Origin of the sequence: Ramlibacter paludis (assembly GCF_022012305.1) — a bacterium.
Lineage (GTDB): Bacteria > Pseudomonadota > Gammaproteobacteria > Burkholderiales > Burkholderiaceae_C > Ramlibacter > Ramlibacter paludis.
In genome coordinates this window covers 80128-99374 of sequence record NZ_JAKLTM010000009.1, presented here as the reverse complement: position 1 = coordinate 99374, position 19247 = coordinate 80128, and the positions used below count along the sequence as shown (strand labels likewise).

The following is a 19247-nucleotide window of genomic DNA, read 5'->3' as shown; positions in this document are numbered from 1 at the left end:
CCCGCGCCGGCGGGAATCCACCGCGCCCCCGGGTTACGGCCTAAGCCGGGAGGACGGTGTTCGTTTTCCGCCCCAGGTCCAGCTCGCGGTACTTCTGCTGGCAGACCCCGCGGAAGATGTCGACGGCCTTGTCGATCAACTCGTAGGTGATGGTCAGCGGCGGTGCGAAGCGGATCACGGTCTCGTGCGTTTCCTTCGACAGGACACCGCCCTTGGCCAGGCGCTCCACCAGGTCGCGCGCCGTGGTGCACGACGGCTCGATGTCGACACCCACCCACAAACCCCGGCCGCGCACACCGCGGATAAGCGGCGCCACTTCGGACTGGATCTCGCGCAGCCGCTTGAACAGGTACTCGCCCTTCTCGGCGCACTGCTCTATCAGCTTCTCTTCCTCCAGCACCTTCAGGCCTTCCAGCGCCACCGCCGCCGCCAGCGCGTTGCCGCCGAAGGTGGAGCCATGGCTGTTGGGCGTGAAGACCTGCATGACCTTGTCGTCGGCGCAGAAAGCGCTGACCGGCAGCAGCCCTGCCCCCAGCGCCTTGCCGAGGATCAGCGCGTCGGGCCGGATGCCCTCGTGCTGGAAGGCGAACCACTTGCCGGTGCGGCCCAGGCCGGCCTGGACTTCATCGTCGATCAACAGCACGTTGTTCTCGGTGCACCAGGCGCGCAGTTCCTGGAAGAAACCGGGCGGCGGCACCAGCACGCCGGCCTCGCCCTGGATCGGCTCGATCAGCACGGCGCAGGTGTTCGCGGTGGCGGCGGCCTTCACGCTGGCCATGTCGCCGTAGTCGAAGTGCTGGAAGCCGCCGTCGAAAGGGCCGAAGCCGGTGCGGTATTCCTGCTCGCTGGAGAAGCCGATGATGGTGCTGGTGCGCCCGTGGAAATTGCCGCGCGCCACCAGGATCTTCTGCTGGCCGTCGGGAATGCCCTTGATGCGGTGGCCCCAGCGGCGCGCGCACTTGATCGCCGTCTCCACCGCTTCGGCGCCGGTGTTCATCGGCAACACGCGCTCGAAGCCCGTGACCTCGCTCAGCTTCTGCACGAAGGGGCCCAGCGTGGTGCTGTAGTAGGCGCGGGACATCACCGCCACCTTCTTCAGCTGGGCCTCGGCGGCGGCGACGATGCGCGGGTGCAGGTGGCCGTGGCTCACCGCGGAATACGCGCTCATCATGTCGATGTATTCGCGCCCGTCGACGTCCCACACCAGGCAGTCCTTCGCGTGGTCCACCACCACCGGCACCGGTGCGTAGTTGCGCGCGCCGAAGCGTGCCTCCTGCGCGACATGGTCGATAACGGGGTTCTTGTTGCTGCTGCTGGCGTCCATGGCGGCTCCCATCACGGCGTTGCACTGCCTCAGCTTTTGACCGGGGCGGCAACAGGAGGTTGCAGCTTGCCAGCAGGCTCGTCCATAGGACGTAGGACAGCCAAGCCAGAAGGTGCCAGCAGGCCGACAGGCGGCACGCGCCCGCCGTCCGACAGGCCGGATCAGATCGTCTTGATCGCCGCCAGCCGCCGCATGAGCTGCTGCACCAGGTCGGTCTGCATGTCGCGGTACAGCAGCGACTCTTCCGACTCCTTCGACAGCACCGCCGATTCGTTGAAGCTGATGTCACGGTGCTGCAGCAGCTCGGTCTCGGGGATCAGTTCCTTGCCGCCCGGCGTGCGCAGCTTGAACTTGATGCGCGTGCGCAGCTGGAATTCGCGCACCTGGCCGGACGCGTTCAGGCTCACCACCACCTTCTCGCGCTGCTCCAGGAGCATGTCGAGCACCACGGCTCCGGCCGCGGTCGGCACCGGTGCGCTGGCGGGCGCTTCGGGCGCCGCGATCGTGGTCGGCGCCGGCAGGGTCGTCGGGGCCGGCAAGGCCGCCAGCACCTGCACCTTGCCGCTGGCGATCAGGTTGCGGCGCAGCTCGTTGACCAGCGCCGAGGGCGTGCCGTTGATCTGGATCGCATCGAACGCGAAGTCCGGGGCCTGCCGCAGCTTGAAGCCGCAGCCGGCAAGGGCCGCGGTGGCGGCGAAGGCGAACAGGGAGCGACGCTTCATACGACCACGTTGACCAGGCGGCCCGGCACGATGATGACTTTCTTCGGCGCGGCGCCGGCGGAGAACTTGGCGTATTCCTCGCTGGCCAGCGCGATCTTCTCGATCGCCGCCTTGTCGGCGCCGGCGGGAACCAGGATCGAGCCGCGGTGCTTGCCGTTCACCTGCAGCACCAGCTCGATCTCGTCCTGCTTCAGGGCGCCTTCGTCGACCTTCGGCCAGGGCGCGTCGAGCAGGTCGCCGTGCGCCTGCGCGTAGCCCAGTTGCTGCCACAGCGTGTGCGCGATGTGCGGCGTGGCCGGGTACAGCGCCCGCAGCAGGATGCCGAAGCCCTCGCGCTGCGCGGCGGCGGCGCCCTCTTCCTCCGCCGCCTTGAAGTCCTCCAGCGCGTTGAGCATCTTCATCGCGCCCGAGACCACGGTGTTGTACTGCATGCGCTGGTAGTCGTAGTCCACCTGCCGCAGCACCGTGTGGATCTCGCGGCGCAGCGCCTGCGCGTTCTTGCCGTAGGCCTTCGCCGGCGCGGTGCTGGCCGTCGACAGCTTGTGGCCGAAGTTCCACACGCGGCGCAGGAAGCGGTAGCTGCCTTCCAGCGCGGCGTCGTTCCACTCCAGCGTCGCTTCCGGCGGCGCGGTGAACATCGTGTACAGGCGAGCCGTGTCGGCGCCGTACTTCTCGATCAGGTCCTGCGGGTCGACGCCGTTGTTCTTGGACTTGGACATCGTGGTCCAGCCCTCGTAGGTGACCGGCTGCCCGTCGGACTTGGCGGTGGCCGAGATCACCTTGGAGTGCTCGTCGCGCTGGATGTCCAGTTCGTGCGCCCAGAAGTACTGCTTGCCGGTGGTGGTGCGCGAGAAGGCCTCGTTCAGCACCATGCCCTGCGTCAGCAGCTTGGTGAAGGGCTCGTCGATCTTCACCAGCCCGAGGTCGCGCATCACCTTGGTCCAGAAGCGCGCGTACAGCAGGTGCAGGATCGCGTGCTCGATGCCGCCGATGTACTGGTCCATCGGCATCCAGTACTGCGTGCCGCCGGCCACCATGGCCTGCTCGTTCTTCGGGTCGCAGTAGCGCATGAAGTACCAGGACGAATCCACGAAGGTGTCCATGGTGTCGGTCTCGCGCCGCGCGTCCTTGCCGCACACCGGGCACTTGCAGGCGAGGAAGTCCTCGCGCTTGTTCAGCGGGTTGCCGCTGCCGTCGGGCACGCAGTCCTGCGGCAGCACCACCGGGAGGTCCTTCTCCGGCACTGGCACCGCGCCGTGCACGTCGCAGTGGATGATCGGGATCGGCGTGCCCCAGTAGCGCTGGCGGCTCACGCCCCAGTCGCGCAGGCGCCAGGTGGTCTTCTTCTCGCCCAGGCCCTTCAGCTGCAGCTGGTGCGCCACCGCGTTGACGGCGTCCTTGTGGTTGAAGCCGCTGAAGATGTCGGAGTTGATGGTGACGCCGCTTTCCTTGTCGGCATACCACTCCTGCCAGCGGTGGTAGTCGTAGTGCTGGCCGTCGACGTCGATCACCTGCACGATCGGCAGGCCGTACTTCAGCGCGAACGCGAAGTCGCGCTCGTCGTGGCCGGGCACGCCCATCACGGCGCCGTCGCCGTACGACATCAGCACGTAGTTGCCCACCCACAGGTCGACCGGCTCGTGCGTGAGCGGATGCGTCACCTTCAGGCCGGTGGGCATGCCTTCCTTCTCGCGCAAGGCCAGTTCTGCTTCGGTGGTGCCGCCCTTCTTGCAGTCCTCGATGAAGGCCGCGAGCTTGGGATTGCTTTTCGCCGCGTGCGTCGCCAGCGGGTGCTCCGGGGCCACCGCGCAGAAGGTGACGCCCATGATGGTGTCGGCGCGCGTCGTGAAGACGTACATGCGGCCGTCGCCGATCAACTTGCCGTCCTCGCCCTGGATGTCGTGCGTGAAGGCGAAGCGCACGCCTTCGCTGCGGCCGATCCAGTTCTCCTGCATCAGCTTCACGCGCTCCGGCCAGCCGGAGAGCTTGTGCTGCACGTGGTCCAGCAGTTCTTCGGCGTAGTCGGTGATCTTCAGGTAGTAGCCGGGGATCTCGCGCTTCTCGACGACGGCGCCCGTGCGCCAGCCCTTGCCGTCGATCACCTGCTCGTTGGCCAGCACGGTCATGTCCACCGGGTCCCAGTTCACGACCTGGGTCTTGCGGTAGGCGATGCCCTTCTCCAGCATCTTCAGGAACATCCACTGGTTCCACTTGTAGTAGCTGGGGTCGCAGGTGGCGATCTCGCGCGACCAGTCGAAGGCCAGGCCGATGGACTGCATCTGGCGCTTCATGTACGCGATGTTGTCGTAGGTCCACTTGGCCGGCGGCACGCCGTTCTTCATCGCCGCGTTCTCCGCCGGCAGGCCGAAGGCGTCCCAGCCCATGGGCATCAGCACGTTGTAGCCGTTCATGCGCAGGTAGCGCGTGAGCATGTCGTTGATCGTGTAGTTGCGCACGTGGCCCATGTGCAGCTTGCCCGAGGGGTAAGGCAGCATGGAGCAGGCGTAGAACTTCTTCTTGCGCGCGTCCTCGGTCACGCGATAGGCATCGCGCGCAGTCCATTCGGCCTGCGCGGCCTTTTCCACCGCGAGGTGGTTGTACTTGTCGTCCATGGTGGGAAATTCTAGGTGCTAGAGGCTGGAGGCTAGAGGCTAGGGTGAAGATTCAGCCATTACGGCCATTCCCTAGCCTCCAGCCTCCAGCCCCTTATTGCTTCGCCGGCTCCGCCACGAACCCGATCCGCGACAGGCCGGCCTTCTGCGCGGCGCCCATCACTTCCACCACCTTGCCGTAGGGCACGCCCTGGTCGGCGCGCAGCTGGATTTCGGTGTCGGGGTTCTTCTTCCCGGTGGCGGCGAGCTGCTCGGCCAGCTGGGCGGACGTGACCGGCTGGTCGTTCAGGAACAGGGCGCCCTGGGCGTCGACCACAACGGTGACGAAGCGCGGCGCCTCCGACGACTGGGTCCCCTCGGCCTTGGGCAGGTCGAGCCGGATCGAGCTGGCCAGCAGCGGCGCGGTGATGATGAAGATGACCACCAGCACCAGCATCACGTCCACCAGCGGCGTGACGTTGATCTCGCTCATCGGCGGCTCGCCGACGGTGCGCTCGAGCCGGCCGAAAGCCATGTCAGCTGCCCACCACCGGCGGGGCGGAATGCGTCAGCAGCTCGCGCAGGTCGCGGGCGAAGCCTTCGAGGTCGGCCTCGATGCGGCCGATCAGGCGGCCGTAGATGTTGTAGCCGAGCACGGCCGGGATGGCGACGGCCAAGCCGGCCGCCGTCATGATCAGCGCTTCGCCCACCGGGCCGGACACCTTGTCGATGCTGATCTGGCCGGAGCCGGCAATGCCGGTCAGCGCGTGGTAGATGCCCCAGACCGTGCCGAGCAGGCCGACGAAAGGCGCTGTCGAGCCCACGGTCGCCAGCAGCACCTGGCCGAACTGCAGCTTGGCCAGCACGGCATGGAGCGCGTCGCGCAGGACGCGCGTGAGTTGTTGCGACTTGTCAGCGGCGGCGGCGAGCGAACCCGCGGGCTGCTGCTGGGTGGCGGTGATCAGCGGCAGCACCAGCGCCTCGCGATCGAAGGCGCCGACCTTCTGCTGCGCGTCGGCCAGCGAGCCGGCCTGCCAGAAGGCGGCGGTGCTGCGCGCGACGTCGAGCGTGGCGCGCTTGAGCAGCCAGCCCTTCCACAGGATCACGACCCAGCTGGAGACCGACATCGCCAGCAGCAACAGTGCCACCACCTGGGTGACGGCGTCGCCCTGATGGAACAGCTGCAGCAGGCTCATGCGTCGCGCAAGCCCAGAACGTCGAACATGTCGAACAGGCCCTTTTCCTGTCCGGCGAGGAAGCGCACCGCGCGCAGGCTGCCCTGGGCGTAGGTGGCGCGGCTGGCCGACTTGTGGGTGATCTCGATGCGCTCGCCGGTGCCGGCGAACAGCACGGTGTGGTCGCCGACGATGTCGCCGCCGCGGATCGCGGAAAAACCGATCGACGACGGGTCGCGCTCGCCGGTGACGCCTTCGCGGGAGAACACGCCCACCTTCTTCAGGTCGCGGCCCAGCGCCTCGGCGATCACCTCGCCCATCTTGAGCGCCGTGCCCGAGGGCGCATCGACCTTGTGCCGGTGGTGCGCCTCGATGATTTCGATGTCGTAGCCGGTGGACAGCGCCTTGGCCGCCATCTCCAGCAGCTTCATGGTGACGTTGACGCCCACGCTCATGTTGGGCGCCAGCATGATCGCGATGTCGCGCGCGGCGGCCTCGATCTCGCGCTTGTGCGCGTCGGTCAGGCCGGTGGTGCCGATCACCGCCTTCACGCCCAGCTCGCGGCAGGCCTTGACGTGCGCCACGGTGCCCTCGGGCCGGGTGAAGTCGATCAGCACCTGCGCACGCTCGAGCCCGGCACGCAGGTCGGCCGTCACCGGCACGCCGCTGGCGTGGCCGAGGAAGGCGGCGGCATCGTTCCCGATCGCGGGGCTGGAGGCGACGTCGAGCGCGCCGGCCAGCAGGCAGTCGTCGGAGGCACGGATCGCCTCGATCAGCATGTGGCCCATGCGGCCGCTGGCGCCGGCCACCGCCACGCGGTGCTGCGCCGGATCGGCGGCCGGGGGTTGCACCGCGCCGGTCATGGCCACCTTCTTGAGGGACTGGGCCATGGGATCAGCGCACCGCGGGTTCGAGCGGCGGGTAGTTGACGGTGGCCGTGCCGGGCGCGGGCGCGGCGGGTGCCGGGGCCGGCGCGGGCGATGCGTTCTTGGTGGCGGCGGCGCGCAGCTGCTCTTCGGTCGCGGTCAGCACCGGCACGCCGCGGCCGGTGCTGCGCTTGTCGAGCGTGGTGACGAATTCGGCCTCGCTCGGCATGGTGTCGCCCTCACTCCGCGCCAGGCGGTCGCCGTCGAAGAAGACGGTCAGCCGGCGCTGCTGCGGATCGACGCCCTGGCGCTTGAGCGTGAAGACGTAGTCCCAGCGGCTGGCGTGGAACACGCTGGTCACCAGCGGTGTGCCGAGGATCTCGCGCACCTGCTGGCGTGTCATGCCGGGCTGCAGGGCGTCGACCTGTTCCTTCGAGATGAAGTTGCCCTGCACCACTTCGATCTTGTAGGGCGAAAGCATGCCGGTGAAGCGCGCGGCCGAGTAGCCGAAGCTGCTGCAGCCGGCCAGCAGCGCGGACAGTGCGGCCGCGGCCAGGACGATGCGCAGCGGGCGTGGGGTCGTGACGGGCATGGGAGAGGCTGGCGATATGATCGGGCCATTGTAGCGGCCTGCCCCGGGGCGGCCGGCTGCAAAGCCGCACCCATGACCAACATCGACGACCTCAAGAGCACCGGCCTGAAGGCCACGCTGCCGCGCCTGAAGATCCTGGAGGTTTTCCAGAAGGGTGCGCAACGCCACATGACCGCGGAAGACGTGTTCCGCGTCCTGCTCGAGGAGCGCACCGACATCGGGCTGGCCACCGTCTACCGGGTGCTGACCCAGTTCGAGCAGGCCGGCATCCTGACGCGCAGCCATTTCGAGAGCGGCAAGGCGGTGTACGAGCTCAACGAGGGCACCCACCACGACCACCTGGTCTGCCTGGATTGCGGGCGGGTGGAGGAGTTCTACGACCCCGAGATCGAGAAGCGGCAGAACGACGTGGCCAAGGTGAAGGGCTTCGAGATCGCCGAGCATGCGCTGTCGCTGTACGCGCACTGCACCAAGAATCCCTGTCCGTATAGACCCACGAGGGGCTAGAGGCTGGAGGCTAGAGGCTGGGGAATGCAGGCTGTGGCCCTAGCCCCCAGCCTCCAGCCTCTAGCCCCTGTTTCTTAACCCCCGTTCTCCATCGCGCGGCGGTGCCGCTCGACGAACTCCTGGTAGGTGTCCACGCCCCGCAGCTGCAGGATGGTGTTGCGCACGGCCGCCTCGACCAGCACGGCGATGTTGCGGCCCGCGACCACGGGGATGACGGCCTTGCGGATGGGCACGCCCAGCACGTCCTGGGTGAGGGGCTCGTAGGGCAGCCGCTCGTACTCGCGCTCCATCGTCTCGCGGCGCACCAGGTGGACGATCAGGCGCAGCCGCATCTTCCGCCGCACCGCCGTCTCGCCGAAGATCGCGCGGATGTCCAGCAGGCCGATGCCGCGCACCTCCAGCAGGTTCTGCAGCAGCTCGGGGCAGCGGCCCTCGATGGTGGTCTGGTTGACCCGGTACAGGTCCACCGCGTCGTCGGCCACCAGCCCGTTGCCGCGCGTGATCAGCTCCAGGCCGAGCTCGCTCTTGCCCAGGCCGGACTCGCCGGTGATCAGCACGCCCAGGCCCAGGATGTCCATGAACACACCGTGCATCGAGGTGCGCTCGGCGAAGTGCTTGGACAGGTAGGCCCGCATCACGTCGATGACGAAGGCCGAGGGCTCGCGGGTGGCGAACATCGGGATCTGCGCCCGCTCGCACATCGACAGCAGCGCCTCCGGCGCCTGCTGGCCGTCGGTCAGCACCAGCACCGGCGGCTCCAGCGTCACGATGCGGGCGATGCGGCGCGCGCAGTCCTCCGCCGTGGCGTTGGTGAGGTAGGCCACCTCGCGCTCGCCCAGGATCTGCACGCGGTAGGGATGGATGTAGTTCAGGTAGCCGACCAGGTCGGCGCCGGAGCGCGCCTGGCGCACGGCCACTTCGTCGAAGCGGCGCTCCGAAGCGCCCAGGCCGGCCACCCACTCCCACTTGAGCGAGGCACGGTGGTCTTCGAAGAGGACGTCGGCGCTGACGACGGTGGGTTTCAAGCGCGCTTTACAGGGGCTGGGCCGACTGCCAGGCGGCAATGAGCCGGTGCAGTTCGGCGGCGTCGCCGCTGGACTTGATCTTCTCGCGCAGGCCCGCGTCGCTCAGCAGCTCGGCGATCTCGGACAGGATCTCCAGGTGCTTCTGGGTCGCGGCTTCCGGCACCAGCAGGAAGATCAGCAGGTTGACCGGCTGCTCGTCGGGGGCGTCGAAGCCGATCGGGAAGGCCAGGCGGAACAAGGCCGCCATCGGCGCCTTCAGGCCCTTGATGCGGCCGTGCGGGATGGCGACACCGTGGCCCAGGCCGGTGGAGCCCAGGCGCTCGCGCGCGAACAGGCTGTCGGTGATCAGGGCGCGGGAAAGGCCGTGGAGGTTCTCGAACAGCAGTCCGGCTTCCTCGAACGCGCGTTTCTTGCTGGTGGCGTCGACGCCGACCAGGACCTGGGCGGGCGGCAGGATGGACGCAAGGCGGTTCATGGTTTGGCTGGGGCGGATTATGCACCTCGGGCGGTGCACTGCAACAAAACGGATACAACCGTGTTGCGGACGACCCCGTTAATGAACAAAGCCCGCCGGAAGCGGGCCTTTTTGCACGCTTGGCGCGTCTACATCACGCGCTTGGGGGCGTCGCAGTGGTGGTCCTGCAGGCGGGTCTTGTGCTTGCCGACCTGGCGATCGAGCTTGTCGACCAGTTCGTCCAGGGCCGCATAGAGGTCCTCGTGCGAGCTTTCGGCGAACATGTCGTTGCCCTTCACGTGGATCTTGCATTCGGCGCGCTGCCTTCGTTCCTTCTCCTTCTGCTTCTCGACGGTCAACAGGACCTTGATGTCGACGACCTGGTCAAAGTGGCGGGTGATTCGATCAAGCTTGGTGGTCACGTAGTTGCGGAGAGCGGGGGTTACTTCGAGATGGTGACCGCTGATCGTCAGGTTCATGGAGCCTCCTGGTTGCACTTCGGATAGGCCGCGCGCCGTTGCGGCGCGGGAAGGAACGTGAATGTCTCTGGCTTGAATCCACTATGCGCGCGGTGTCATCGAAAAGCAATGCATTTCACGCCTCGACCGCAGGTGATTTCGAAGTGCAAGAAAAGCAAATGCGGCCCTGGTGGGGCCGCATTGCGAAGCAGGCGCATACAAGCGCAAAAGCCGGCCCTGGAGGCCGGCTTCACCATCTCAGATGGGTGGGTTCAGTAAAGGCGCCAGGCAGCGACGGGGTCGTGCACGCGGGACCAGCCCACGGCCTTGGGATGCGCCTGCGCGCCCGGGCGCTCCAGGTTCGCGTGTTCGACACGCTCGGCCTGCGGCTTGTCGCGCGGGGTGTCGTTGTAGCGGTTCGCGGATTTCGGCTCTTTGTGCATTTGTCTCTCCTGGCGCGCTCAGCTGCCGCTGTCGGTGCTGGGCGCGCGCTTGCTGTCTTGCTGGACCGGCCGCTCGCTGTGGCGGCTGATGAAGGGCCACGCATGGCCACTGCGGCGATTCGAAGCCAGGGAGTTTTCCTTGGCGTCACCTTCAGGGCGCCAGTTGGAGCGGCGGCTGGCGTTCGGGTCGGTCGCGAGCTGGATCATCTGGACTCCTGTTGCAGGGGCCGGGCGTCAACCCGGGGATGGAGTCAATGTAGGGGGCTCTTCTCGTCCGTGGTGTCGGACTTCCTGGCCCAGCCGTGTAGGATGAATCCTGCGCGTCCTACACAGCAGTAACGGTACGGCGTAGGACCGTCCACCGATGAGCCTCGGCACCATCATCCACAGCGGCCTCGTCCGCCCCTCGCGCCTGGTCCACGGCCTGGTGCTGATGGGGGGCGGCGCCCGCACGGCCTACCAGGTGGGCGTGCTGGGCGCGCTGAGCGCCATGCTGCGGCTGCAGCCGGGCCATGCGGAAGGCTCGTTCCCCTTCCAGGTGCTGGTCGGAACCTCGGCCGGCGCCCTCAACGTCGCCTACCTCGCCAGCGGCGCCGCCCGCGGGATGGTCGCCTTCGACGAATTGCGCTCCTTCTGGCTGGAGCTGCATTGCGACGACGTCTACCGCCTGGACGCGCCGGCCTGGGTGCGCTTCAGCCGGCTGCTGGCGGCCGTCAAGCTGTGGGGCCGGGCGCGGGAGCAAGGCGCCGTCCTGGACACGATGCCGCTGGTCGACACGCTGCACCGGGTGATCTCGCTGGCCGGCATCGACGACGCCCTGCGCGCCAAGGCGCTGGACGCCGTGGCCATCACCGCCTCCAGCTACAGCAGCGGGGTGCACTGGACCTTCGTCCATACCGAAGCCGACCGCAAGCACGAGCCCTGGCACCGGCCGGGCCGGCGCGCCGAATTCCAGCCGCTCACCATCGAGCACCTGATGGCCTCCAGCGCCATCCCCTTCCTGTTCCCGGCCACGCCGCTGTGGGTGGACGGCCGGCGCGAATACTTCGGCGACGGCTCGATGCGGCAGGTGTCGCCGATCTCGCCGGCCGTGCACCTGGGCGCACACAAGGTGCTGGTGGTGGGCGTGGGCCAGCCCGAACGCTCCGGCCTGGGTGCCGGGCCCTCGGACCGCGAACCCGGTCTCGGCGGCATCGCGGCCCATGCCATGGCCAGCGTGTTCCACGACACCTTGCAGGGCGACGTCGAACAGACGCAGCGCCTGGCCCGCACGCTGCAGCAGCTGCCGCGCGAGATCGCCGCGGTGCTGCCCTACCGGCCGATCGAAGTGCTGGCGATCCAGCCCACCCAGTCGCTGGACGCCATCGCCCGCACCCACGTGCGCCTGCTGCCGCCGACGGTGCGGCGCGCGCTCGGCGGCCTGGGCGCGCTGCGCAACGGCGGGGCCGCGCTCGCGAGCTACCTGCTGTTCGAGCCGGCCTTCGTGCAGGCCCTGATCGCCCTGGGCGAACAGGATGCGTATGCGCGAAAAGACGAACTGCTTGCATTCTTCCAACGGCGCGATTGAAGGGCCACGGTCGCGCGGCATAATCGCGCCGACTCTTTGCCATGCTGAACATCTTCACGCTCGCCAACGGCCGCCTGTTCCAGGAGGAAATCGAGTCGTTGGAGGAGCTGTCGCGCTTCCAGCCGATCTGGGTCGACCTGGAAGCGCCCACGCTGGAAGAGAAGCGCTGGGTCAAGCAGTACTACGGCCTGTCCATCCCGGAAGACGCGATGGACGAGGACATCGAGGAGTCGGCCCGCTTCTACGAGGAAGACAACGGCGACCTGCATATCCGCAGCGACTTCCTGATCGCCGGCGACGACGAGCCGCGCACCGTGCGCGTGGCCTTCATCCTGAACCTGCTGAACGCCTCGCTGAAAAGCCATGGCGTGCTGTTCTCCATCCACGACGAGGACGTGCCGGTGTTCCGGCTGCTGCGCCTGCGCGCGCGCCGCGCCCCCGGCCTGATCGAGGACGCGAAGGAGGTGCTGCTCAAGCTCTTCGACGCCGACGCCGAATACTCGGCCGACACGCTGGAAGGGATCTACGACGAGCTGGAGAAGGTGAGCAACCAGGTGCTCAAGGGCGAAGTGACGGACACGCTGGCCGGCGAAGTGCTGTCCGCCATCGCCCGCCAGGAGGACTTGAACGGCCGCATCCGCCGCAACGTGATGGACACCCGGCGCGCGGTCAGCTTCATGATGCGCAGCCGCATGCTGAGCGCCGGCCAGTTCGAGGAGGCGCGGCAGATCCTGCGCGACATCGAGTCGCTGGACAACCACACGGCCTTCCTGTTCGACAAGATCAACTTCCTGATGGACGCCACCGTCGGCTTCATCAACATCAACCAGAACAAGATCATCAAGATCTTCTCGGTGGCCAGCGTGGCCCTGCTGCCACCTACCCTGGTGGCCAGCCTGTACGGCATGAACCTGCAGTTCCCCGAGCTGCAATACCTGGGCCGCGGCGCCTATCCCTATGTGCTGGGGCTGATGATCGCCAGCGCCGTGGTGCCCATGTGGTACTTCCGCAAGCGCGGCTGGCTGAGCAGCTGACATGAAGCGCGTCTCCGCCTGGGTGTTCTGGCTGGCGCTGCTGCTGCCGCTGGCGCAGCTGGGCGCGGCGGTGCACGGTTACGCGCACTTGCAGGACCCCACGCGGTCCAGCAGCGACAAGCACCTGCTTGCCTCCTGCGACGTCTGCGTCGCGGCCGCCGTCATCGGCGCCGGCGCGGCGCCGGCCGCCACGCATGCGGCGCTGCCGCTTCCCGCCGTCGAACACGACGCGCCGCGCGACGTCGCCCACGTGGCGCCGGCGCTTGTCGCCGCCGCTCCTTACCAAAGCCGCGCACCGCCTTCCCTGCCCGCCTGACGTTTCCCGTCCACGCGCGTGTGCGCGTGGCCTCGTCATCGTGCAAGGAGAACCCCATGGAACATGGATGGATGCGAGCCGGCATGGCGCTCGCCTTCACCGCCGTTGCCGGCGCCGCGCAGGCGCAGCCGGCCCCCGACACCCAGGCGCTGCGGCGCGAGCTCGATGCGCTGCGCGCCGAGTACGAAAGGAAGATGCAGGCGCTGGAGCAGCGGCTGCAGGCGGCCGAAGCGGCGCTTGCCGCGAAGCCGCCGGAACCTGCGCCGGCCACGGCAACGGCGCCCACCGCACCAGCCACGGTGGCAGCAGTGCCTGCTCGCGGCGGCGGCGGCTTCCAGCCCGCCGTCTCGCTGATCCTGAGCGGCCAGTACGGCAACACGCGCCAGGATCCCGCCACCTACCGCATCCGCGGCTTTCCCCTGCCGCCCGACGCCGAGATCGGACCCGGCACGCGCGGCTTCAGCCTGAATGAAACCGAGCTCGGGCTCTCGGCCAGCATCGACCCGTGGTTCCGCGGCGTGGCCAACATCGCCTTCGGGCCGGACAACTCGGTGTCGGTGGAAGAGGCCAACGTGCAGACGACGGCGCTCGGCCACGGGCTGACGGTAAAGGCGGGCCGCTTCTTCTCCGGCATCGGCTACCTGAACGAGCAGCATGCCCACACCTGGGACTTCGCGGACGCGCCGCTCGCCTACCAGGCGATGTTGGGCACGCAATACGGCGACGACGGCCTGCAGGTGAGGTGGCTCGCGCCGACCGACCGCCTGCTGGAATTCAAGGCCGAAGTCGGCCGCGGCCGCTCCTTCCCGGGCAGCGACAACAACGCCAACGGCGCGGGCATGGCGGCGCTCTCCGCGCACCTGGGCGACGACATCGGCGACAGCCACAGCTGGCGCGCGGGCGTTTCCTATTTGCAGGCGAAAGCGACCGACCAGCTGCTGGCCGATGGCGACCTGCTGAATGCGTTCACCGGGCGCAGCCGCGTGTGGATTGCCGATGCCGTCTGGAAGTGGGCACCGAACGGGAATGCGACGCGCACCAACTTCAAGCTGCAGGGCGAGTACCTGCGCAGCACGCGCGAAGGCACGCTGGTCACCGATGTCGGCGGCGCCGCCACGCCCGGCGACTACCGCGTGACGCAATCCGGCTGGTACCTGCAAGGCGTCTACCAGTTCATGCCGCGCTGGCGCGTCGGCCTGCGCGCGGAGCAGCTGGACCCCGGCACGGGCGAGGGCAATCCGCGCAAGGCCAGCCTGATGCTGGAACACAACCCCAGCGAGTTCTCGCGCATCCGCCTGCAACTCGCGCAGGACCGTGCGCGCCCCGGCGCCAGCGACTTCCAGTGGCTGCTGCAGTACCAGATGAGCCTCGGCGCGCACGGCGCGCACAGCTATTGAAGGAGAGCCTCGTGATCAACAACCTCAAGTTCGTCGGCAGCGCCCTGCTCGCCTTCGCCTCCCTGGTGGCGATGCCGGCGCAAGCCGCGTTGCGCGTACTGGCCTGCGAACCCGAGTGGGCGGCGCTCGCGCAGGAACTGGGCGGTCCGCTGGTCGACGTCAGCGCCGCGACCACCGCGCTGCAGGACCCGCACCAGGTGCAGGCCCGCCCCAGCCTGATCGCGCGCATGCGCAACGCCGACCTGCTGGCCTGCACCGGCGCCGAGCTGGAGATCGGCTGGCTGCCGGTGCTGCTGCAGCAGTCCGGCAACGACAAGGTGCAGGCGGGCCAGCCGGGCAACTTCGCCGCCGCGGACTTCGTGCGCAAGCTGGAGGTCCCGGCCAGCGTGGACCGCTCGCAAGGCGACGTGCACGCCGCGGGCAACCCGCACATCCAGACCGATCCGCGCAACATCGCCGCCGTCGCGCGCGCGCTGACGACGCGCCTGCAGCAGGTGGACGCCGCGCATGCCGCCGACTACGCGCAGCGCGGCGCCGCCTTCCAGCAGAAGTGGCAGGCCTCGCTGGCGCGCTGGAACGCGCAGGCGGCTCCGCTGCGCGGCCTGCCGGTGGTGTCGCAGCACAAGGGCTTCGTCTACCTGTACGACTGGCTCGGGCTGAAGGAAGTGGCGGTGCTGGAGCCGAAACCCGGCGTCGAGCCGAGCGCGGCGCACCTGCAGTCGGTGCTGGCAACGCTGAAGGCGACACCCGCGCGGATGGTGCTGCATGCGGCCTACCAGGATGGCCGGCCGGCCGAGTGGCTGGGCAAGAACGCGAGCATCCCGGTGGTGAAGGTGCCGTTCACGGTGGGCGGCAGCGATGCGGCCAAGGACCTCACGGGCCTCTTCGACGACACGGTGGCGCGCCTGCTGGCCGCCGCCGGCGCCAAATGAACTGGAGCGCCATCGACCTCGGCATCCTGCTGCCGGCGCTGGTCGCCGGCCTGCTGGTGCTGGCCACGCACGTGCCGCTGGGCATGCAGGTGCTGGATCGCGGCATCGTCTTCATCGACCTGGCCATCGCGCAGATCGCGGGACTGGGCGTGATCGCGGCCGATGCGCTCGGCCTGCCGGAACACGGGCTGGCGGTGCAGGCCGCCGCGGTGTGCGCGGCCCTGTTGGGCGCGGCCTTGCTGACGTGGACCGAGCGGCGCGCCGAGCGCCACCAGGAAGCGCTGATCGGCGTGCTGTTCGTGCTGGCGGCCTCGGGCGGCATCCTGCTGCTGGCTGGCAATCCGCGCGGCGGCGAACACCTCAAGGACCTGCTGGTGGGCCAGATCCTCTGGGTCGGCACGCCGCAGCTGCTGTCGCTGGCCGCCGTGACCGCGGTGCTGCTGGTGGCGCTTGCCCTGGGCTGGGTGCAGCGGCTCGGGCGCTTCGGCTTCTATGCGGCGTTCGCGGTGGCGGTCACGGCTTCGGTGCAGCTGGTGGGCGTCTACCTGGTGTTCACCAGCCTGATCGTGCCGGCGCTGGCCACCGTGAAGCGGCGCGGCCGCGGGCGCATCGCGATCGGCTACGCCCTCGGCACCGCGGGCTACGTGACCGGATTGCTGCTGTCGGCGCTGTTCGACCTGCCCTCGGGCGCGGTCATCGTGTGGTCATTGAGCAGCATCGCGCTGCTCCTGTCGCTTTTGTTGCCGGGGACCGCGCGCGATCCTGCATGATGCGCGGATGGAGCGAGGGAAAGGGATCAGGCTGGCATTGCTGGCGCTGGCAGCGGCGCTCGTGGCCGGCACGGCGCAGGCCGCGGGCGGGCACCACAACGTCGACGATGCCGCCATCCTGCCGCGCGGCGAGTGCGAGCAGGAAAGCTGGTTCACCCGCATCGACGGCGGCCGGCAGCGCCTGCATGCCGGCGTGAATTGCCGGGTGGGGCCGGTGGAACTGGGCCTCGCCGGCGAGCACGGGCGCCTGGGCGGCGAGCCCTCGCGCACTTTCTGGGGCGTCGAAGTCAAGTGGGCGCGCGAGCTCGCCGAGGGCTTCAGCATCGGCTTCGACCTCTCGCCGGTGGCCCAGTCGAACGCGCATCCCCGCTACGCCGGCACCAGCGCCTATGCCATCGCGACCTGGCAGCCGCGGGCGGACCTGGCGCTGCACGCCAACTACGGGCGCGACTTCGAGCATGGCGCGGCCGACGAGCCGCGCGGCGGCCTGGCCCTGGAGTGGAGCCCGGTGCCGCGCTGGTCCTTCGTGCTGGAGCGCTATCGCGAGCAGGGCGGCCACTTCGTGCGCGCCGGCGCGCGCTGGGCGGCGGGCCGCAACTGGACGATCGACCTGAGCCGGGCGCAGAAGATCGCGGGCCCGCAGGGATCGAACTGGACGATCGGGGTGGCGTTCGACCTGGACGACGACTAGGGCCTGGCCGCGAGGAAGGCCTCGACGATGGCCGCCGAATGCCGGCTCGCCACCTGGTCGATGAAACTCAGGAAGTCGCCGTGCGCATCATCGTCGGCCCGGTCGCTGATGGTGCGCACCGCGGCGAAGGGCACGCCATAGTCGTGGCACACCTGGGCGAAAGCCGCGCCTTCCATCTCCACCGCCAGCGCATCGGGCAAGGCCGTTTGCAGCGCGCGGCATTCGGAGGCACTGGAGACGAAGCGGTCGCCGCTGACTACCAGGCCGCGGTGGACTCGCGCGCCGTGCAAGCTGCGCGCCGCGGCGGCGGCGAGCCGCTCGGTCAGCGCGGGATCGGTGGGGAAGCGGTCGCGCCCGTAGAGCGGCACCTCGTAGCGCGGGAAGAGCGGGGACGCATCGAGGTCGTGCTGCAGGAAGGCGTCGGCGACGACCACCTCGCCGCGGTTCACGCCCGGTGCGATGCCGCCGGCGACGCCGGTGAAGAGAATGCGATCGACGCGGAAGCGTTCGATGAGGACGGTGGCCGTGGTGGCCGCGGCCACCTTGCCGATGCGCGACAGCACGGCCACGACTTCCTGTCCGTGCAGGTGGCCGACCCAGAAGTCGCGGCCCGCGACCCGCTGCTTCTGCTCGTCGGGCAGCAAGGCCAGCACGGCGGCGAGCTCCTGGTGCATCGCGGAGACGATGGCGGTGCGCATGGGAGCATTGTCAAAGAAAAAGCGGCGCAGTGCGCCGCTTTTCGGGAAGCCCGGAGGAGGGCTTATTCCTTGATGTCCACGCCGTAGAAGTTGTGGCGGCCGAAGGGCGACAGCTTGAAGTCGATGACTTCCTTGCGCACCGGCTTCAGCTGCACCGCGTGGGCCATGGTGAACCAGGGCTCCTGCTGCTTGAAGATCACCTGGGCCTGCTTGTACAGCGCGTCGCGGTCGGCCGGCTTGGTGATGGTCTTGGCCTTCTGGATCAGGTCCTCGAAGGGCTGGTGGCAGAACTTGGCGACGTTGGAGCCGTTGGTGCGCGCGGCTTCGCAGCCGAGCAGCACGGCCAGGAAGTTGTCCGGGTCGCCGTTGTCGCCGGTCCAGCCCAGCATGCCCATCTGGTGCTCGCCGGCCTGCATGCGCTTGCGGTACTCGCCCCACTCGAAAGTCTTGATCTCGGCCTTGATGCCGACCTTGGCCAGGTCGGCCTGCATCAGTTCGGCGATGCGCTTGGCGTTCGGGTTGTAAGGACGCTGCACCGGCATGGCCCACAGGTCGGTGGTGAAGCCGTCCTTCAGGCCGGCCGCGGCCAGCAGCTTCTTCGCGCCTTCCGGATCGTAGACGTCGTCCTTGGTCGCCGTGTTGTAGGCGGACATGGACGGCGGCAGCGGGTTCTTCGCCGCGACGCCGGTGCCGAGGTACACGCCGTCCAGGATCGCCTTCTTGTTGATCGCCATGCTGACGGCCTTGCGCACGCGCACGTCGTCGAAGGGCTTCTTGGTGACGTTGTAGGCCAGGTAGCCGACGTTCAGGCCCGGCTGCTCCAGGATCTGGACGTTGGGGTCCTTCTTGATCGCTTCCAGGTCGGCCGGGTTCGGGTAAGGCATGACATGGCACTCACCCTTCTGCAGCTTGGCCCAGCGCACCGAGGCGTCCGGCGTGATCGCGTAGACGAGGTCGTCGATCTTCGCCTTGCCGCCCCAGTACTGCGGGAAGGCCTTGTAGCGGATGACGGCGTCCTTCTGGTACTGCACCAGGTAGAACGGGCCGGTGCCGACCGGCTCCTGGTCGATCTTCTCGGGGGTGCCGGCCTTCAGCATGGCGTCGGCGTATTCCTTCGACTGGATCGCCGCGTAGGGCATCGCCAGGTTGGCCAGGAAAGGCGCTTCCGGCTTGTTCAGCACGATCTTGACGGTGTAGTCGTCCGACTTGGTCACCGACTTGATGGTCTTCGGCAGGCCCATGTCGTTGAAGTACGAATGGTTGGAGCTCGTGACCTTGAAGTACGGGTTGTCTTCCTTCCACTGGCGCTCGAAGCCGAAGATCACGTCGTCGGCGTTCATGTCGCGCGTGGGCTTCCAGCCGCGGTGGTTGTGCCACTTCACGCCCTTGCGCAGGTGGAAGGTGTACTCGGTGCCGTCGGCGGAAATGTCCCACTTCTCGGCCAGGCCCGGCACGACCTTGGTGCCGCCGCGCTCGAATTCGACGATGCGGTTGTAGATCGGCTCGTTGCCATCGAACGAGGTGCCGGTGGTGTTGACGCCGGGGTAGAAGTTTTCCGGGCTGCCTTCCGAGCAGAACACCAGCGTCTTGGCGCCGGCGCCGGCCGCGGCCGCGAGGGCCAGGACCGCGATGGCGACTTGCTTGCGGTACGTATTGCGTTTCATGGAGCTACCTTCCTTCGTTGG

The 19247-nt window shown here is 68.4% G+C and carries 22 protein-coding genes; 8 read left to right on the top strand and 14 right to left on the bottom strand.

Annotated elements, in window-relative coordinates; all coding sequences use genetic code 11:
• Positions 1-40: 40 nt before the first annotated feature.
• The 7 genes from rocD to LZ009_RS23290 all read right to left on the bottom strand — a co-directional run bounded on the left by rocD (position 41) and on the right by LZ009_RS23290 (position 7270).
• Entirely contained in the window at positions 41-1324 is a 1284-nt protein-coding gene (gene rocD / locus LZ009_RS23320) for an ornithine--oxo-acid transaminase (RefSeq protein WP_275700393.1), read from the bottom strand.
• A 161-nt stretch (positions 1325-1485) separates the two neighbouring features.
• Entirely contained in the window at positions 1486-2046 is a 561-nt protein-coding gene (locus LZ009_RS23315) for an LPS-assembly lipoprotein LptE (protein WP_275700392.1), read from the bottom strand.
• The gene (gene leuS, locus LZ009_RS23310; RefSeq protein WP_275700391.1) at positions 2043-4658 is read right to left on the bottom strand and encodes a leucine--tRNA ligase; all 2616 of its coding nucleotides are present in this window, start codon (positions 4656-4658) and stop codon (positions 2043-2045) included. Before leuS ends, LZ009_RS23315 begins: the two co-directional genes overlap by 4 nt.
• A gap of 94 nt (positions 4659-4752) precedes the next feature.
• Entirely contained in the window at positions 4753-5172 is a 420-nt protein-coding gene (locus LZ009_RS23305) for an ExbD/TolR family protein (protein ID WP_275700390.1), read from the bottom strand.
• A 1-nt stretch (position 5173) separates the two neighbouring features.
• Positions 5174-5833 (bottom strand): MotA/TolQ/ExbB proton channel family protein, encoded by a 660-nt coding sequence (locus tag LZ009_RS23300; RefSeq protein WP_275700389.1) that lies wholly within the window; start codon positions 5831-5833, stop codon positions 5174-5176.
• Entirely contained in the window at positions 5830-6675 is an 846-nt protein-coding gene (gene dapB, locus LZ009_RS23295; protein ID WP_275700451.1) for a 4-hydroxy-tetrahydrodipicolinate reductase, read from the bottom strand. Before dapB ends, LZ009_RS23300 begins: the two co-directional genes overlap by 4 nt.
• Before the next feature lie 31 nt (positions 6676-6706).
• Positions 6707-7270, bottom strand: a complete 564-nt coding sequence (locus tag LZ009_RS23290; RefSeq protein WP_275700388.1) for an outer membrane protein assembly factor BamE — start codon at positions 7268-7270, stop codon at positions 6707-6709.
• A 72-nt stretch (positions 7271-7342) separates the two neighbouring features.
• On the opposite strand from LZ009_RS23290, the gene fur reads away from it, so the two are divergent.
• Entirely contained in the window at positions 7343-7777 is a 435-nt protein-coding gene (gene fur, locus LZ009_RS23285; RefSeq protein ID WP_275700387.1) for a ferric iron uptake transcriptional regulator, read from the top strand.
• 74 nt (positions 7778-7851) lie between these two features.
• Here fur and hprK read toward each other — a convergent pair whose 3' ends face one another.
• From hprK to LZ009_RS23260, 5 genes are all read right to left on the bottom strand, one after another.
• Positions 7852-8802: an HPr(Ser) kinase/phosphatase gene (hprK, locus tag LZ009_RS23280; protein ID WP_275700386.1), complete on the bottom strand. Its 951-nt coding sequence runs from the start codon at positions 8800-8802 to the stop codon at positions 7852-7854.
• A 7-nt stretch (positions 8803-8809) separates the two neighbouring features.
• The gene (locus LZ009_RS23275; RefSeq protein WP_275700385.1) at positions 8810-9277 is read right to left on the bottom strand and encodes a PTS sugar transporter subunit IIA; all 468 of its coding nucleotides are present in this window, start codon (positions 9275-9277) and stop codon (positions 8810-8812) included.
• A 128-nt stretch (positions 9278-9405) separates the two neighbouring features.
• Complete coding sequence (gene hpf / locus LZ009_RS23270; protein ID WP_275700384.1) at positions 9406-9735, bottom strand: ribosome hibernation-promoting factor, HPF/YfiA family; 330 nt, start codon at positions 9733-9735, stop codon at positions 9406-9408.
• Positions 9736-9986: 251 nt separating this feature from the next.
• Positions 9987-10157, bottom strand: coding sequence for a hypothetical protein (locus LZ009_RS23265; RefSeq protein ID WP_275700383.1), 171 nt, complete (start codon positions 10155-10157; stop codon positions 9987-9989).
• Between the two features lie 18 nt (positions 10158-10175).
• Positions 10176-10364 carry a hypothetical protein gene (locus tag LZ009_RS23260; protein ID WP_275700382.1) on the bottom strand — a complete coding sequence of 63 codons (189 nt, stop codon included), beginning with the start codon at positions 10362-10364 and terminating at the stop codon, positions 10176-10178.
• Positions 10365-10521: 157 nt separating this feature from the next.
• On the opposite strand from LZ009_RS23260, the gene LZ009_RS23255 reads away from it, so the two are divergent.
• Genes LZ009_RS23255 through LZ009_RS23225 form a run of 7 tightly spaced genes read left to right on the top strand, consistent with a single transcriptional unit; the run spans position 10522 to position 16864 of the window.
• Positions 10522-11724, top strand: a complete 1203-nt coding sequence (locus tag LZ009_RS23255; RefSeq protein WP_275700381.1) for a patatin-like phospholipase family protein — start codon at positions 10522-10524, stop codon at positions 11722-11724.
• A gap of 41 nt (positions 11725-11765) precedes the next feature.
• Entirely contained in the window at positions 11766-12758 is a 993-nt protein-coding gene (locus tag LZ009_RS23250; RefSeq protein ID WP_275700380.1) for a magnesium and cobalt transport protein CorA, read from the top strand.
• Position 12759: 1 nt separating this feature from the next.
• On the top strand, positions 12760-13074 hold the full coding sequence (locus LZ009_RS23245) for a hypothetical protein (RefSeq protein ID WP_275700379.1): 315 nt from the start codon (positions 12760-12762) through the stop codon (positions 13072-13074).
• 56 nt (positions 13075-13130) lie between these two features.
• Positions 13131-14471 carry a porin family protein gene (locus tag LZ009_RS23240; RefSeq protein ID WP_275700378.1) on the top strand — a complete coding sequence of 447 codons (1341 nt, stop codon included), beginning with the start codon at positions 13131-13133 and terminating at the stop codon, positions 14469-14471.
• An 11-nt stretch (positions 14472-14482) separates the two neighbouring features.
• Entirely contained in the window at positions 14483-15403 is a 921-nt protein-coding gene (locus LZ009_RS23235) for a metal ABC transporter substrate-binding protein (protein ID WP_275700377.1), read from the top strand.
• Positions 15400-16173 (top strand): metal ABC transporter permease, encoded by a 774-nt coding sequence (locus LZ009_RS23230; RefSeq protein WP_275700376.1) that lies wholly within the window; start codon positions 15400-15402, stop codon positions 16171-16173. The genes LZ009_RS23235 and LZ009_RS23230 overlap by 4 nt, the downstream gene beginning before the upstream one ends.
• A gap of 7 nt (positions 16174-16180) precedes the next feature.
• A complete protein-coding gene (locus LZ009_RS23225) occupies positions 16181-16864 on the top strand; it encodes a hypothetical protein (protein ID WP_275700375.1) in 684 nt (227 codons plus the stop codon).
• Here LZ009_RS23225 and LZ009_RS23220 read toward each other — a convergent pair.
• Complete coding sequence (locus LZ009_RS23220; RefSeq protein WP_275700374.1) at positions 16861-17562, bottom strand: 5'-methylthioadenosine/adenosylhomocysteine nucleosidase; 702 nt, start codon at positions 17560-17562, stop codon at positions 16861-16863. The genes LZ009_RS23225 and LZ009_RS23220 overlap by 4 nt on opposite strands.
• A 62-nt stretch (positions 17563-17624) precedes the next feature.
• The gene (locus tag LZ009_RS23215) at positions 17625-19226 is read right to left on the bottom strand and encodes an ABC transporter substrate-binding protein (RefSeq protein ID WP_275700373.1); all 1602 of its coding nucleotides are present in this window, start codon (positions 19224-19226) and stop codon (positions 17625-17627) included.
• Positions 19227-19247 lie beyond the last annotated feature (21 nt).